Here is a 14,722-nt window from a genome sequence, read left to right on the forward strand (position 1 = left end):
CGTGCGCGACGGGCTGCGTGGGCTGACCACCCGCGGTCGCTCGTTCCTGGCGGCCGCGGTCGCGGCGGCGGTCTCCTCGGCCATCCTCGGCGAGCGGGACCTGCTGCGGGTGGCCGTGCTACTGGCCATCCTGCCGCTGCTCGCCGCGCTCTACGTCGGACGTAGCCGCTACAAGCTGGCCTGCAACCGCTCGCTGGAGCCGCACCGGGTGCCGGTGGGCGCCAGCTCCCGGGTGGTGCTGCGGTTGCAGAACCTGTCCCGGCTGCCCACCGGCACCCTGCTGCTGGAGGACCGGCTGCCGTACGCGCTGGGTAGCCGCCCCCGGGTGGTGCTGGAGCGGCTCGGCGCGCACCAGGCCAGCTCGGTGGCGTACACCGTCCGCGCCGACGTGCGGGGCCGCTACGAGGTGGGGCCGCTGGTGGTCCGGATGACCGACCCGTTCGGGCTCTGCGAGCTGAGCCGGGCCTTCCCCAGCACCGACAGCCTGACCGTCATTCCGCAGGTCACGCCGCTGCCCTCGGTGCGGCTGCCCGGCGAGTACGCCGGCAGCGGCGACAGCCGGGCCCGGTCGGTGGCCGTGCACGGCGAGGACGACGCGGCCACCCGGGAGTACCGCAGGGGCGACGACCTGCGCCGGGTGCACTGGAAGTCGACCGCCCGCACCGGTGAGCTGATGGTGCGGCGGGAGGAGCAGCCCTGGGAGAGCCGGGCCACCGTGGTGCTGGACACCCGGGCGTACGGCCACCGCGGCGACGGGCCGACGGCGAGCTTCGAGTGGGCGGTCTCCGCCGCGGCGAGCATCGCCGTGCACCTGCGCCAGGCCGGTTACAAGCTGCGCCTGGTCACCGGCTCCGGCGCGGATGTCGACGCCACCGAGGCGGCCGGCGACGGGGTGCTCCTCGACCACCTCGCCGACGTCCGGCTCGACCAGCGCGGCGACGTCGCGAGCCTGGTGCAGCGGGTCCGGCAGCGGGCCGACGGCGGGCTGATCATCGCGCTGGTCGGCTCGCTGAGCACCACCGAGGCGGAGCTGCTGGCCGGGCTGCGCGGCAACGGCGCGACCTGCGTCGGCTTCCTGCTGAACAGCTCCACCTGGTTGAACCTGCCGGAGAAGGCCCGGTTCGAGGCCGAGCAGACCCACGGCGCCGCCGCGCTCGCCCTGTTGCAGGGCGGCTGGCGGGTGATCGGGGTCGACCACGACGGCCGGCTGCCGGCGCTCTGGCCGCAGGCGGCCCGCGGCTCGCAGGGTTTCGCGCTGCGTGCGGCGCTGGCCGAGACGGTGGCCGGCGGCGTCCGATGAGAAGGAGGAAGGCGTGATCGCCTCCCGGAACCTCGGCTTCGTGGCCGCCGCGGCGACGCTGCTCGCCGCGGCGCCGCTGTCGTCGATCTTCCAACGCTGGACCTGGCTGATCGAGGCGACCATCGCGGTCGCCGTGGTGGCCGGGGTGGCCGCGTTGACCCGGCTGGTCCGGGCCCCGCTCTGGGGTCAGGTGCTGGGCATGCTCGCCGGGCTGCTGCTCGCCCTGACCTGGCTCTTCCCCGGCGGCACCGAGCTGGTCGCCTTCCTGCCCACCCCGGGCACGGTGGCCCACTTCGGCGAGCTGCTCCAGGGGTCCCTGACCGACATGCGCTCGTACGGCGTGGAGGTCCCGGACACCACGCCACTGCTGTTCATCACCGTGCTCGGCGTCGGTGGCGTGGCGATCCTGGTCGACGTGCTGGCCGTCGGGCTGCGCCGTCCGGCGCTGGCCGGCCTGCCCATGCTGGCGATCTACTCGGTGCCGGTGGCGGTCTACGTCGACAGCGTCCCGGCGACGCCGTTCGTGGTCGGCGCCTGCGGCTACCTGTGGCTGCTGGTCACCGACAACGTCGACCGGGTACGCCGGTTCGGCCGGCGGTTCACCGGCGAGGGGCGCGACGTCGACATCTGGGAGTCCTCCCCGCTCGCCGCCGCCGGGCGGCGGCTCGCGGTGGTCGGCGTGGCGCTGGCCGTGGTGCTGCCGCTGGCCGTGCCGGGGATGACCGGCGGGCTGCTGGACCGGTTCAACACGACCGGCGAGGGCACCGGCAACGGGCGGCCCGGGCAGGGCGGCAGCGCGGGCCGGATCGACCTGTTCGCCTCACTCAGCGGGCAGCTCAACCAGTCCACGGTGACCGAGATGGTCAAGGTCAACACCAACGAGCCGAGCCCGTTCTACCTGCGCTTCGGCGTCGCCGACGAGCTGCGCCCGGACGGCTTCCGGGGGCGCAACCCGAACGGGCGGCCGGTCAACCGGCAGCTGCCCGACCCGTCGGACCGGGCCCGGCCGGGGGTGGAGCAGCAGACGTACCGGGCCACCGTGGAGGTGACCCGCAACCTCAACATGTCGCTGCTGCCAGTCTACGCCGACCCGGTCCGCACCGACGGTCTCAACGGCAACTGGTCGTACGACCCGAACATGGGGGTGGTCTTCTCCAACCGGGACAACTCCCGCGGCAAGCGCTACTCGTTCGACTACGTGCGCTCGTCGTACTCCCCGGCCACGCTGCGCAAGGCGAGGTCGCTGCCGGCCGAGCACCCGATCGCGTTGCAGCAGACCCGGACGCCGGCGGTGCAGGAGGTCGAGCGGGTGGTCTCCCGGCTGGTGGAGGGGAAGACCACCGACTACGACAAGGTCCGGGCGATCTACGACTACTTCTCCCGGGAGAACGGCTTCAGCTACTCGCTGAGCACCAAGGGCGGCACCAGCGGCCAGGACATCGTCAACTTCCTCACCAACAAGGTCGGCTACTGCCAGCAGTACGCGGCGGCGATGGCCTGGCTGGTCCGGGCCGCCGGCATCCCGGCCCGGGTGGCGTTCGGCTTCACCCGCGGCAGCAACACCGACGGCGACACGTACGTGCTGACCAACCGGAACCTGCACGCCTGGACGGAGGTCTACTTCGACGGGATCGGCTGGGTGCCGTTCGACGCCACCCCGGCGTACGGCGTGCAGGGCTCCACCCGCTCGGCCTGGGCGCCGGACAGCGACGCGCCGGACCCGGAGCCCTCGGACAGCGCCGCGCCGGGAGCCATCCCCGACGACCCCGCCGCCTCGGCCGGGCCGGAGCGGGACGACGCCGCCGACAAGGACGCCGACACCGGTTTCGACGCGGCCACCGGCGCTCCGGTCGAACGCGCGCCGACCTGGCCGTGGTGGACGGCCGGGACGCTGCTCGCCCTGCTGGCGCTGCTCGCCGTCCCGGCGTTGCGCCGGGCGTCGCTGCGGCGCCGGCGGCACGCCCGCACGGTGCCGGCGCCCACCGCGATGGCGGCCGACGCCGAGAGCGGCGGGGCCACCACGATGGTGGTGGTCGGGGCGGACGCCGACCGGGCCCGGGCGGACGCCCACGCCGCCTGGGACGAACTGATCGACACGCTGGTCGACTACCGGGTCCGGGTCGACCGGACGGAGACCCCGCGGGCCACCGCGGAGCGCCTGGTCCGGGACGCTGTCGGTGACGACGCCGGGTCGGCCTCGGCGGTACGCCTGCTCGGCCGGGCCGAGGAGCGGGCCCGGTACGCCCGCGACCCGCTGACCGGCGAGCCGTTGCACCCGGCGCTGCGTACGGTCCGGAACACGCTCGCGGCCCGGGCCGACCGGCGTACCCGCCTGCTCGCGGCGGTGCTGCCGCCGTCGGTGCTGCTGCGCTGGCGGCTCGCGCTGGGCGACTCGTCGTCCCGGCTGGTGGCCAGCGGCGGCCGGGCCCGTAACCGGCTGCTGCGCTTCAACCCGCGTCGGGTGCTGGCCGACCGTTCGGCCCGCCGCGCCTGATCCGCGTTCCGGCCCGCCGGTCCGACCCTCGGTCAGGCCGGCGGGCCGCTCTCCCCGCGGCCGTCACGAGCCCACGACCGTCACGAGTGCGCGCCGCCGCGAATGCGCGGCCGGCGAGGGCACGGTCTGTCCGGACGCGCGTAAACGACGGAGGTGGCCGGACCCCGTCCGGCACCCACCGTCGCGGTGATGCCCTCCACCTCAGCGGTGGACGGCGATCAGCGATGTCCCTCCGGGCGCTGCCGCCACCGGTCCTCCATGCGGTCCAGCAACGACGGCCGCCGACCGGCCCGCCCGCGCGGACGGCGACGACTCGTCGTGCCACCCACCACGTGCAGGTCGGGTGACTGGGCCCGGCGGTGCGACTGCACCGCGTAGCCCAGCGCGGCCAGCATGACGACGAAGCCCGCCACTGCCAGCGGCGGAGTCTTGATCACCGCGCCGTAGACCAACAGGGCCAGGCCGACAACGACCACGCCCGCGGCGACGAGCAGGCGACGCCGCGCGTGGAAACGCGGGTCGCTGGCGCGCACGGCCGAGGCGAATTTGGGATCCTCGGCAAGCGACCGCTCGATCTGCTCGAACAGCCGCTGCTCGTGCTCCGAGAGCGGCACGGCACTCCTCCCCGGTCACGTTGGTCGGCCCGGGCGGGCCGACAGACCGTGACAGCCAACCGGCTGCTTACCGTCAAGTCTACGAGGGGGGTCGCGCGTCGGAAAGCGGGACGACCTACGGGTGGGGTTGATTTTCGCCGCGTCGGGGATCCCGCGTCCGGAGCAGACTGGCCGGACCTATGACGGACCGCCCGAAACGGGCAGCCGCGGCGTCGGCGGCCGCTTCCGCCTCCCGCCAGCCGTGCTCCGGAGCGCCGAGGGCGAGCTGCCGCGGGGTCTCGGCCGCGCCCGCCAGCCCCTCGGCCCGTACGCCCACCAGGCGGATCCGCTCCCCGGGATCGAGAGCGGTCCAGAGCGCCCAGGCCGTGTCGAAGAGTTCCCGGGCCACGTCGGTCGGCACCGCAAGGGTGCGGGACCGGTTGACCGTGCGGAAATCGGCCATCCGCACCTTGAGCGACACCGTCCGCCCGACCTGCCCCGCCCGGCGCAGCCGGACGCCCACCTTCTCGCTCAGCGCCAGCAGGGCCCGGCGGATCTGCGCCGGGTCGTCCACGTCGGCGTCGAAGGTCACCTCGGCGCCGATCGACTTCTCCACGTGCTCCGGGCTGACCGACCGCGGATCCCGCCCCCAGGCCAGCTCGTGCAGGTGGGTCGCGGACGCCTCGCCCAGCGCCTTGCGCAGCATGCCGAAGGGTGCCTCCGCGAGGTCGCCGATGGTGCCCAGGCCGAGCCGGCGCAGGGTCTCGGCGGAACGCTCCCCCACGCCCCAGAGCGCGTCGACCGGCAGCGGGTGGAGGAACTCCAGCACCCGGTCGGCGGGCACCACCAGCAGGCCGTCCGGCTTTGCCCGGGTCGAGCCGAGCTTGGCCACGAACTTGCTCGGCGCCACCCCGACCGAGCAGGTCAGCCCCTGCTCGGCGGCCACCCGCCCGCGGATCAGGCGGGCGATCGCGGCCGGCGACCCGAACAGCCGCCGGGCGCCCGCCACGTCGAGGAACGCCTCGTCCGTGGAGAGCGGCTCGACCAGCGGGGTGACGTCCCGGAAGATCTGCATCACCGCCGTCGACGCCGCCGAATACTGCGCGAAGTCGGGCGGGAGGTAGATCGCGTGCGGGCAGAGCGCCCGGGCCCGCATGGTCGGCATCGCGCTGCGGACGCCGTACCGCCGGGCCTCGTAGCTGGCGGAGCTGACCACCCCGCGCGGCCCGACGCCGCCGACCACCACCGGCCGGCCACGCAGCTCGGGACGGCGGCGCACCTCGACCGAGGCGAAGAAGGCGTCCATGTCGACGTGCAGGATGGGACTGCCGGCATCGTCCGCGTCCGGCCCGAAGCGTGGGTCACCGCCGCGCGGCAACGACTGGCTCCGACCCATTGCAGCAGGCTAGCCGGCCGGTACGACAGTCCCGCCGGTCAGCCCCGGACCACCAGCAGCGGGATGGTCATCTCCGCCGCGGTGTCCGCCCCGTGGTAGGCCACCAGCCGGGACACCGCCGGCGGCTCGGAGCGGGTGGCGAGCACCGCGTACGTGCCGCGGCAGGTCACCACCACGTCGCCGATGCGCCGCAGGTGCTCCTCGGGCACTGGGCCGAACCGGCCGTCGGCGACCGCCTCCTCCCGGGTCCACACCCGGGCGGCCGGCCCGAGCACCGCCGACCAGGCGGCCACCACGTCGTCGACCGCGCCCGGCGCGACGTGCAGATAGCGCACCCGGGGCTCGCCGGCGACCACCCGCACCCCGACCCGCAGCCGGGGATCGGTGTCCAGGTCGAAGCGGTGCGCGACGGGCACGTCGAGCTGCCCGTGGTCCGCGGTGACCAGCAGCGCGGCGTCCGGCGGGAGCCCGTCGACCAGCCGGGCGAGCAGCGCGTCCACCTCGGCGGCGGCGATCCGCCAGGGCACCGAGTCGACGCCGGTGAGGTGGCCGTGCCGGTCCAGGTCGGGGTGGTAGCCGGAGACCAGGGTCGGGCCGGCGCCAGCGGCCAGCGCGGCGAGCATCGTCGCGGCCAGCGCGTCCACCCCCGCGGCCGCCCGGTAGTCGCCGCCCCGGTTGGCGGCCAGGGTCAGCCCGCTGCCGGCGTACTCCGGGCGGCTCACCACGGTGACGGCCACGCCGGCGGCCCGGGCCTGCTCCCACTGGGTACGGACCGGCTGCCAGCGCAGCGGCTCCGGATCGCCGTCCCACTCGATGTGGTTGAGCACCCGCTCGGTGCCGGGCACCCGGACGGTGAAGCCGAGCACCCCGTGCGCCCCGGGGGCGACGCCGGTGCCCAGGGTCACCAGGCTGGTCGGGGTGGTGGACGGGAAGCCCGAGGTCAGCGGCCGGCCCACGGTCGCGGCGAGGCCGGCCAGGGTCGGCGCGTACCGGGCGGCGGTGGGAATCTGGTACCAGCCGAGCCCGTCGACGAGCAGGACGGCGATCCGGCGCACCCCGGCCAGCGACGGGGTCAACCCGAGCAGGTCGACCGCCCCGGGCACGCCGAGCACGGCGAGCGCGCTGGGCAGCACGTCGGCCAGGCTTCCGCCGCCGTAGCGCGGCGGAACCACGGCGAGGGGGTCGGCGGCGGCGGTCGGGCCCGGACCGGTCATGCCGGCCGGCGGGCGAAGAGGTGCAGCTGGGCGGCGAGGTCCCGGTACGGCGGGCGGGCCGCCAGGGCCCGTTCCAGCTCGACCAGGGCAGCCGGCTGGCCGTCGGCCACCGCGGCGGGGAGCAGGTCGGCGAGGACGCGTACCCCGTGGATCTCCTCCACGGTGAGACCGGCGGCGCGCAGCAGCGCGGCGGCGCCCTCGGCGTCGAAACGCCGGCGCAGGGTGTCCCGCCGCCCGGCGGAGCCGTCCGGGGCGGCGGCCAGCGCGGCGGCGACGTCCAGGTGGCCGTTCATCGCCCGGCCCAGCACGGCGGCGGCCCGGCCGGCGACCAGGACGCTGACCGCGCCCCCGGGACGCAGCGCGGTGACCAGCGCGGCCACCACCGGCGCCGGGTCGTCCACCACCTCCAGCACGGAGTGGCAGAGCACCAGGTCGGCGCCGGCCGGTTCGACCAGTCCGGCCATCGCGTCACCGTCGCCCTGGACGGCGCGTACCCGGTCGGCGACCCCGGCCTCGGCGGCCCGGCGGGTCAGCGCGGCGAGCGCGTCGGGGCTGGCGTCGACGACGGTGACCCGGTGCCCGGCCTGGGCCAGCGGCACGGCGAACCCGCCGGTGCCGCCGCCCACGTCGAGCACGGCCAACTCGTCGCCGGCGCGACGGTCCAGCTCGGCGGCGAGCACCGACCAGATGACAGCGGTACGGGGGGTCAGCGGCGGCCCGGTGAACCGGCCTCGGGTCTGCTCCACCCCGACGAGCCTAGTCATCCGCGCCAACCGACCCCCCGTAGGTGGTACCGGTCTTCGATCAGGTCAGGACTCGCCGCCGCCGGCGGGGTCCTCCTCCGCGCGGGACCGCTGGGCGTTGGCCACCGGCCCGTCGGTGATCTGGTACTCACGCGGCTCGGCGTCCTGCGCCGGCGTCCATCCGGCACCGAGCCGGGTGCGCCGGGCGTTCGCCAATCCGGTGTACGTGCTGTTCCCCGTCACTGGTCTTCCCCCTTGCGGCGAGCGGGCCACTCTGCCCGCACGTGCTGGAAGTGTCCCTCCTTCCGGCCCCGGAAACCGTAATGTGGATCACTCGGCTCAGCGGAAGTCCCGGGACGCCGGGGCGACCGGCGGCTCGATCGCGTCCAGCCGGTCGGCGGTGAGACTGGTGACCCCCTCGTGCCGCTGCAACCGGCCGCGGACCACCAGCGCGGCGCTGGTCCGGGCCACCCGGCGGTAGCGCTGCCACAGGCCCGGCGAGCAGGTGACGTTGAGCATCCCCGTCTCGTCCTCCAGGTTGAGGAAGGTGACCCCGCCCGCGGTCGCCGGCCGCTGCCGGTGGGTGACGATCCCGCCGACCCGGATCCGCTGGCCGGGCTCGACCCGGCCGAGGCGGGCGATCGGCACCGCGCCCAGGGCGTCCAGCCGGTCCCGGATGAACCGGGCCGGGTGGCTCTCCGGCGACAGCCCGGTCGCCCAGACATCGGCGACGAGGCGGTCCACCGCCTCCATGCCGGGCAGGGTGGGCGCCGCCGTCCCGGTCACCGTGCCGGGCAGTCGACCCGGGCGGTCCTGGGCCGCCGCGCCGGCGGCCCAGAGCGCCTGCCGCCGGGTCAGCCCGAAACAGGCGAAGGCGTCCGCGGTGGCCAGCGCCTCCAGCTGCGCGGCGGTCAGGCCGACCCGCCGGGCCAGGTCCGGCATGTCCCGGTACGGCCCGTTGGCCGTCCGCTCCGTCTCGATCCGCTCGGCCACGTCCTCGCCGAGGGTACGCACGCCGCCCAGCCCGAGCCGGACCGCCGGCCCGCCCAGCCCCCAGGCGTGCGGCGGCTCCCCCGGCTGGCTCCCCCACCGGGTCTCCGGGGTGGACTCCAGCACCGCCAGAGCGCCGCTGGCGTTGACGTCCGGGCGGCGTACCTCCACGCCGTGCCGGCGGGCGTCGTCGACTAGGGTCTGCGGCGAGTAGAAGCCCATCGGCTGGGCGTTGAGCAGCGCGGCCAGGAACGGCGCCGGGTGGTAGCGCTTGAGCCAGGAGCTGGCGTACACCAGGTAGGCGAAGCTCATCGCGTGGCTCTCCGGGAAGCCGTAGCTGGCGAACGCGGTGAGCTTGCGGTAGACGTCGTCGGCCAACTCCCCGGTGATGCCCCGCTCGGCCATCCCGGCGTAGAGCCGGTCGGCGATCTGCGCCATCCGCTCCACCGACCGCTTCGACCCCATCGCCCGGCGCAGCTGGTCGGCGCCGGCCGCGTCGAAGCCGGCCAGATCGATCGCGAGCTGCATGAGCTGCTCCTGGAACAGCGGTACGCCGAGGGTCTTCTCCAGCGCGTTGCGCATCAGCGGGTGCGGGAAGGTCACCGGCTCCTGGCCGTTCTTGCGCCGGATGTACGGGTGCACCGAGCCGCCCTGGATCGGGCCGGGCCGGATCAGCGCCACCTCCACCACCAGGTCGTAGAACTCGCGCGGCTTCAGCCGGGGCAGGGTGGCCATCTGGGCCCGGCTCTCCACCTGGAACACCCCGACCGAGTCGGCCCGGCAGAGCATGTCGTAGACCTCGGGGTCGTCCAGCGTCATGTCGCCCAGGTCGAGGGTCGCGCCGATCATGTCGTAGCCGTAGTGCAGCGCGGAGAGCATGCCGAGGCCGAGCAGGTCGAACTTGACCAGGCCGACCGCCGCGCAGTCGTCCTTGTCCCACTGGAGCACGCTGCGCCCGGGCATCCGCCCCCACTCCACCGGGCAGACCTCGATCACCGGCCGGTCGCAGATCACCATGCCGCCGGAGTGGATGCCCAGGTGCCGGGGAAAGGTCTGCAACTCGTTGGCGTACGCCACGACCTGCTCGGGGATGTCCTCGACGTCCACCGACGCGACCGAGCCCCAGCGGTCGATCTGCTTGCTCCAGGCGTCCTGCTGGCCGGGCGAGAAGCCGAACGCCTTGGCCACGTCCCGCACCGCCGACCGCGGCCGGTACGAGATGACGTTGGCGACCTGGGCGGTGTGCTCCCGGCCGTACCGGGCGTAGACGTGCTGGATCACCTCCTCCCGACGGTCGGACTCGATGTCCACGTCGATGTCGGGCGGGCCGTCGCGCTCCGGGGCGAGGAAGCGCTCGAAGAGCAGCCGGTGCCGGACGGCGTCCACGTTGGTGATCCGCAGCGCGTAGCAGACCGCCGAGTTCGCCGCCGAACCCCGGCCCTGGCAGTAGATGTCCTGCTCCCGGCAGAACGTGACGATGTCGTAGACCACCAGGAAGTAGCCGGGGAAGCCCAGGTCGTCGATCATCCGCAGCTCGTGCTCCAGCTGCCCGTACGCCTCCGGGTGCGCCTCGGGCGGGCCGTAGCGTTCCCGCGCTCCCTGCATGGTCAGGTGGTGCAGCCAGCTCATCTCGGTGTGCCCCGGCGGCACCGGGTACGCCGGCAGCCGGGGCGCGACCAGTTGCAGGTCGAAGGCGAGTTCCGCGCCGAACTCGGCGGCCCGGGCCACCGCACCCGGGTACGCGGCGAACCGAGCCGCCATCTCCGCGCCGCTGCGCAGGTGGGCGGTGGCCGCGGCGGGCAGCCAGCCGTCGATCTCGTCCAGGCTGCGCCGGGCCCGCACCGCGGCCAGCGTGGTGGCCAGCCGGCGTCGGCCCGGGGTGGCGTAGTGCACGTTGTTGGTGGCGACCGTGGGCAGCCCGGCCGCGCCGGCCAGCTCGGCGAGGGCGTCGTTGCGGTCGGCGTCGACCGGGTGCCCGTGGTCGGTCAGCTCCACCGCCACCGTCTCCGCGCCGAAGAGCGCGGTGAGCCGGTCCAGCTCCCGGGCTGCCGCGTCGACGCCCTCGGTGAGCAGCGCCGCCGGCACGTGCCCCTTGCGACAGCCGGTGAGCACCAGCACGTGGTCACGTAGTTCGTCGGCGACCTCCTCAAGCTCCCCGTAGACCGGTCGGCCCTTCTCGCCACCGCGCAACTGCGCGCGGGCGATGGTGGTGGCCAGCCGGGCGTACCCCTCGTGGCCGTGGGCGACCACCAGCAGGTGCCGGCCCAGCGGATCCGGCTCGCCGTTCTGCGGGCCGGGCAGCCCGAGGGAGAGCTCCGCGCCGAAGATCGTCGGCAGGTGCAGCTCGCGGGCCGCCTCGGCGAACCGGACCACCCCGTAGAAGCCGTCGTGGTCGGTGACGGCGAGCGCGGTGAGCCCCAGCCGGGCGGCCTCCTCGGCCAGCTCCTCGGGATGGCTGGCGCCGTCGAGGAAGCTGAAGTTGGAGTGCGCGTGCAGTTCGGCGTACGGGACGGTGCCGTCGGGGCGGGGCAGCTCGGGCGCCTCGTACTGCTGGCGCTTGCGGCTCCACGCCGGGGAGTCTCCGCCGTCGGCGTCGACGGCGAGCGGATCCACCACGTGCAGGTGCCGCTCCTCGCGCGGCCGCCCGCCCCGGGACCGGTCGGCCGCCCCGCCGCCGGTGGGCCGCCCGGACAGCACCCGCTCCAGCTCCGACCAGGGCAGCTTCGGGTTGTGGAAGCTCATCCGGCCGCCCCGGCGACGCTGGCGGGCGGTGGCCGCCCACCGGGGGCGCTTCCGGGGGCGCTGCTGGACGCGCGGTGGGCCGGGGTCACCGCCGGATTCCCCGGTGAGCGGTATGACGCTGGGTCATATTTATGACTCTCCGTCATACCGCTCACGGGGAAACATCTCCACGGCGCGGACCGGACCGGCGCGGACCGGACCGGCGCGGACCGGACCGGCGCGGGGCGGGCCGGGCGGGCGACGGCGCGGGCAGTCCGGCGAAGCGCGCCGGGCCCGGGCGACCGCTCAGTCATAGATCGCCTCCACCAGCCAGTGGCCGGCCTCCACCGCCAGCAGCAGGGCGGCACCGTCGGCCAGGCAGACCTGGAACCGGGCCCGGCGGCGGGCCTCGGCGGGGGCCCACCACCGCTCGTCCACCGGCCACGGGCCCACCCAGCCGACGATCTCGGCCGGTCGGCCCGTGCCGACGGTCAGCCGGGCCGGCGGGGCGCTCACCGCGAGCCGGGCGCTGACCACGACCGGCTCGCCGGTGGCGTCGTGCACGGCAGCGGCGAGCGGGCTGGGCAGCACCACTGCCGGTGCGGGCGGTGGCAGCCGCCCCGGCCAGGGTGGGGGCGCGGTCCGGTCCGGAGACGGCGAGACACCCGGCCGTGCCGTCGCGCCCGACCCACCCGTCGCGCCTGGCCCGCCGGGCAGCGGCGGCGGGCCGGGGCGGGCCGGCAGCCGCTCGTCGCCCCACGGCACCAGGTGCGTCTGGTCGGCCGGGGAACGGCCGCCGCCGAGCACGGCGGTGACCACCGCCTCCGGGCCGAGGATGCCCTGCACCCGGCTCAACGCCCGGTGCGCCCGCTCCCGCTCCTCCCCCGTCTCCCCCCACAGGCCGGGCTGGAGGCCCACGTGGGTGAGCACCCCGTCGGGGACCAGTCGCAGTCGGACGATCCCGGCGGTCGGCCGGGCCGGGCGGCCACCGGCCCGGCCGGCGCTGCCCGATAGCCACCCGTCGAGCTGCCAGCGGACCCGGTCGGCGATGGCCGCGGCGGTGAGCAGCCCGTCGTGCCGCCACACCCGGTGCAGCTCCTGGCCGTGCGCGGTGACCGCCTCGATGCCGAGCCGGGTGCAGGCCAACCCGTACGAGGCGAGCCGGTCGTGCAGCTGCTCGGCCAGCGCGCGGGCGGCGAAGGCCGCCGCGTCGACCCGGTCGAGCGGCTCGTCGTGGTCGGCGGTGACCGCCAGGTCGACCGGGGGCTGCCGGACCGCCAGCGGCCGGTGGTCCCGGCCGGCGGCGAGCCGGTGCGCGAGGGCACCGTCGAAGCCGAACCGGGCCAGCACGTCACCGGCGGGCAGCGTGGCGAAGTCGCCGAGGGTACGCACGCCCAGCCGGCGCAGCAGGTCGGTCAGGGCCGGCCGGCCGAGCGCCTCGACCGGCAGCCCCGCGAGGAACTCGGGCGTCCCGCCGGGCGGCACCACCCGTCCGTCACGCGCGGCGAGCCCGGCGGCGAAGACCCCGTCGGCGATCCCCACCTGACTCTCCACCGCGCAGGCCTGGGCGACCTGCTCGACGATCCGCTCGGCGGCCGCCTCCTCCCCGCCGAGATAGCGGGCCGGACCGCGGGCGGCCAGCGCGCAGGCGCCGGGGCGGACCACCTCGACCCCGGCGGCGACCTCCTCGACGGCGGCGACCACCGGTTCGAAGGCGCGGGCGTCCCGGCCGGGGTCGTGATCGACGACGGTCAGCTGGGGGCAGCGCCCCTGCGCCTCGCGCCGGCGCAGGCCCCGCCGTACCCCCTCGGCGCGGGCCTGCTCCGAGCAGGCCACCACCCGGTTGGCGTGCAGCACGGCCACCGGCCCGGTGGCCGGCACCCCGTCGACGATCTCGGCGGCGATCACCGGCCAGTCCGGACACCAGAGCAGCAGGGTGCGCACCGGCGCGCCGGTCATGCCGGCCCGACCACGGTGAGCGCGCCCCGACGGGCCTCGGGAACGGCTCGGGCCATGGCGGTGACGGTGCGGGGGATGATCCGGGTGAGCCCGTCGCCGGGCAGCCAGACCTTGATCTCCTTGGGCCGGGCGGCCGCGCCACGCCCGCGCGCGGAGACGGTCACCTCGCGGCGGCGCAGCCGGCCACGGCCCTGGCCGAGCCCCTCCCAGACGCCCCGGACCACCTGGAGGGTGACGTCCGCGCCGTCCCAGCGGCCGTACGGGACGAGCACGCAGCCGCGCTGCCGGGCCCGGGCGGCCAACCGGTCGGCGACCGAGGCGGAGACGGCGTGCGGCACGGCGGTCACCACCACGTCGACCCCGTCGATCAGCGCGGCGACGACGGTGGGCCACTCCGGACCGGGATGGGGCACCAGGGCCAACCGGTCCAGCGCGATGCCGACCTCGGCGGCGGCGCCCGCGCCGAAGGTCGGCACCCCGACAACGGCGCACCACGAGCCGGCCCGGGACGCCTCGGCGAGCAGCGCCAGGACCAGGGAGGTGCCGCCGCTGCGCCGGGGCTGGCCGGCGGAGACCGCGATCGTGCTCCCCCGGCGCAGCCCACGGCTGGGCAGCAGGCCGGTCAACTCGGGTGTCACCGGGAGCACCCGGTGACCGCCCGCCGGGTCCGGCGCGCTCGCCGGGCGCACCAGACCGGCCAGTGCGGCGGAACCGACCACCATGCGGCCCGCCATGGGACCAACCCCCCGTCGTGTTGCTGCTGGATCAGGTGTCGCTGCTGGAACGGATGGAGGCCGGGCGGCGCCCGGCGAGGGACCCGGGCGGGGCCGGGTCAGGCGGCGAGGCCGTCGAGGGTGGGTTGGTGGGCCAGCCCGAGCGCGGTCTCCACCACCGCCACGAACTGTTCGGCGGCCCGGAGCAGGTCGTCGGCCTCCCGGGCGGTCACCACCCGGGGTATGCCCGCCTCGGCGGCGGCGCGCTTGCCGGCGCCGGCGGCGAAGTAGCGGGACCACTCGTCGAGCTCGGGGGCGACGGTGGAGAGCAGGACCCAGACGCTGGTGATCCGGTTGCGCCGGGCGGGGGCGGGGCGGGCCCGGGCGGCGAGCAGGGCCGCCGCCGCGCGCAGCGCCGCCAGGTGGGCGGCCGCGTAGCGCAGGCCGTCGGGGCGGGTCTGGGCGGCCTCGGCGAGCCCGTGCCGGGCCACCGCGAGGAGCTGGGCCGGGGTGCGGTGGGGCAGCACGTGCGCCGGCACCGTCGGTGCCTGGGCCGGGTTGCTCGGCATGACTGTCTCCTCCACGTAGCCGGGGCGGGC

The 14,722-nt window shown here is 76.0% G+C and carries 11 protein-coding genes; 2 read left to right on the forward strand and 9 right to left on the reverse strand.

The window, feature by feature from the left end:
• Nucleotide 1: 1 nt before the first annotated feature.
• Nucleotides 2-1,300, forward strand: a complete 1,299-nt coding sequence (locus AC5RWQ_RS15865) for a DUF58 domain-containing protein (RefSeq protein ID WP_494283490.1) — start codon at nucleotides 2-4, stop codon at nucleotides 1,298-1,300.
• 13 nt (nucleotides 1,301-1,313) lie between these two features.
• The gene (locus tag AC5RWQ_RS15870) at nucleotides 1,314-3,794 is read left to right on the forward strand and encodes a transglutaminase TgpA family protein (RefSeq protein ID WP_494283491.1); all 2,481 of its coding nucleotides are present in this window, start codon (nucleotides 1,314-1,316) and stop codon (nucleotides 3,792-3,794) included.
• Between the two features lie 218 nt (nucleotides 3,795-4,012).
• Here the strand turns inward: AC5RWQ_RS15870 and AC5RWQ_RS15875 are convergent, their stop codons facing one another.
• The 9 genes from AC5RWQ_RS15875 to AC5RWQ_RS15915 all read right to left on the reverse strand — a co-directional run bounded on the left by AC5RWQ_RS15875 (nucleotide 4,013) and on the right by AC5RWQ_RS15915 (nucleotide 14,692).
• A complete protein-coding gene (locus AC5RWQ_RS15875) occupies nucleotides 4,013-4,408 on the reverse strand; it encodes an SCO2097 family morphological protein (RefSeq protein WP_132184407.1) in 396 nt (131 codons plus the stop codon).
• Nucleotides 4,409-4,523: 115 nt separating this feature from the next.
• Entirely contained in the window at nucleotides 4,524-5,783 is a 1,260-nt protein-coding gene (locus AC5RWQ_RS15880; RefSeq protein ID WP_494283492.1) for a DNA polymerase IV, read from the reverse strand.
• Nucleotides 5,784-5,821: 38 nt separating this feature from the next.
• On the reverse strand, nucleotides 5,822-6,997 hold the full coding sequence (locus tag AC5RWQ_RS15885) for an alkaline phosphatase family protein (protein ID WP_494283493.1): 1,176 nt from the start codon (nucleotides 6,995-6,997) through the stop codon (nucleotides 5,822-5,824).
• Complete coding sequence (locus AC5RWQ_RS15890; RefSeq protein ID WP_494283494.1) at nucleotides 6,994-7,761, reverse strand: class I SAM-dependent methyltransferase; 768 nt, start codon at nucleotides 7,759-7,761, stop codon at nucleotides 6,994-6,996. The genes AC5RWQ_RS15885 and AC5RWQ_RS15890 overlap by 4 nt, the downstream gene beginning before the upstream one ends.
• Nucleotides 7,762-7,806: 45 nt before the next feature.
• The gene (locus AC5RWQ_RS15895; protein WP_334493686.1) at nucleotides 7,807-7,983 is read right to left on the reverse strand and encodes a hypothetical protein; all 177 of its coding nucleotides are present in this window, start codon (nucleotides 7,981-7,983) and stop codon (nucleotides 7,807-7,809) included.
• A 96-nt stretch (nucleotides 7,984-8,079) separates the two neighbouring features.
• Entirely contained in the window at nucleotides 8,080-11,472 is a 3,393-nt protein-coding gene (locus AC5RWQ_RS15900) for an error-prone DNA polymerase (protein ID WP_494283495.1), read from the reverse strand.
• A gap of 285 nt (nucleotides 11,473-11,757) precedes the next feature.
• Complete coding sequence (locus AC5RWQ_RS15905) at nucleotides 11,758-13,410, reverse strand: DNA polymerase Y family protein (RefSeq protein ID WP_494283496.1); 1,653 nt, start codon at nucleotides 13,408-13,410, stop codon at nucleotides 11,758-11,760.
• Complete coding sequence (gene imuA', locus AC5RWQ_RS15910; RefSeq protein WP_494283497.1) at nucleotides 13,407-14,144, reverse strand: DnaE2-dependent mutagenesis accessory factor ImuA'; 738 nt, start codon at nucleotides 14,142-14,144, stop codon at nucleotides 13,407-13,409. Before imuA' ends, AC5RWQ_RS15905 begins: the two co-directional genes overlap by 4 nt.
• Nucleotides 14,145-14,242: 98 nt before the next feature.
• Nucleotides 14,243-14,692 (reverse strand): SAV_6107 family HEPN domain-containing protein, encoded by a 450-nt coding sequence (locus tag AC5RWQ_RS15915; protein ID WP_334493763.1) that lies wholly within the window; start codon nucleotides 14,690-14,692, stop codon nucleotides 14,243-14,245.
• Nucleotides 14,693-14,722 lie beyond the last annotated feature (30 nt).

The sequence above is a fragment of the Micromonospora sp. BS32 genome (assembly GCF_059089345.1).

What these genes read in the sequence shown, in the direction of transcription:
- AC5RWQ_RS15880 (WP_494283492.1), bottom strand. Translation starts at nt 5,783, where the DNA reads ATGGGTCGGAGCCAGTCGTTGCCGCGCGGCGGTGACCCACGCTTCGGG.
- AC5RWQ_RS15885 (WP_494283493.1), bottom strand. Translation starts at nt 6,997, where the DNA reads ATGACCGGTCCGGGCCCGACCGCCGCCGCCGACCCCCTCGCCGTGGTT.
- AC5RWQ_RS15890 (WP_494283494.1), bottom strand. Translation starts at nt 7,761, where the DNA reads ATGACTAGGCTCGTCGGGGTGGAGCAGACCCGAGGCCGGTTCACCGGG.
- AC5RWQ_RS15900 (WP_494283495.1), bottom strand. Translation starts at nt 11,472, where the DNA reads ATGAGCTTCCACAACCCGAAGCTGCCCTGGTCGGAGCTGGAGCGGGTG.
- AC5RWQ_RS15905 (WP_494283496.1), bottom strand. Translation starts at nt 13,410, where the DNA reads ATGACCGGCGCGCCGGTGCGCACCCTGCTGCTCTGGTGTCCGGACTGG.
- imuA' (WP_494283497.1), bottom strand. Translation starts at nt 14,144, where the DNA reads ATGGCGGGCCGCATGGTGGTCGGTTCCGCCGCACTGGCCGGTCTGGTG.
- AC5RWQ_RS15915 (WP_334493763.1), bottom strand. Translation starts at nt 14,692, where the DNA reads ATGCCGAGCAACCCGGCCCAGGCACCGACGGTGCCGGCGCACGTGCTG.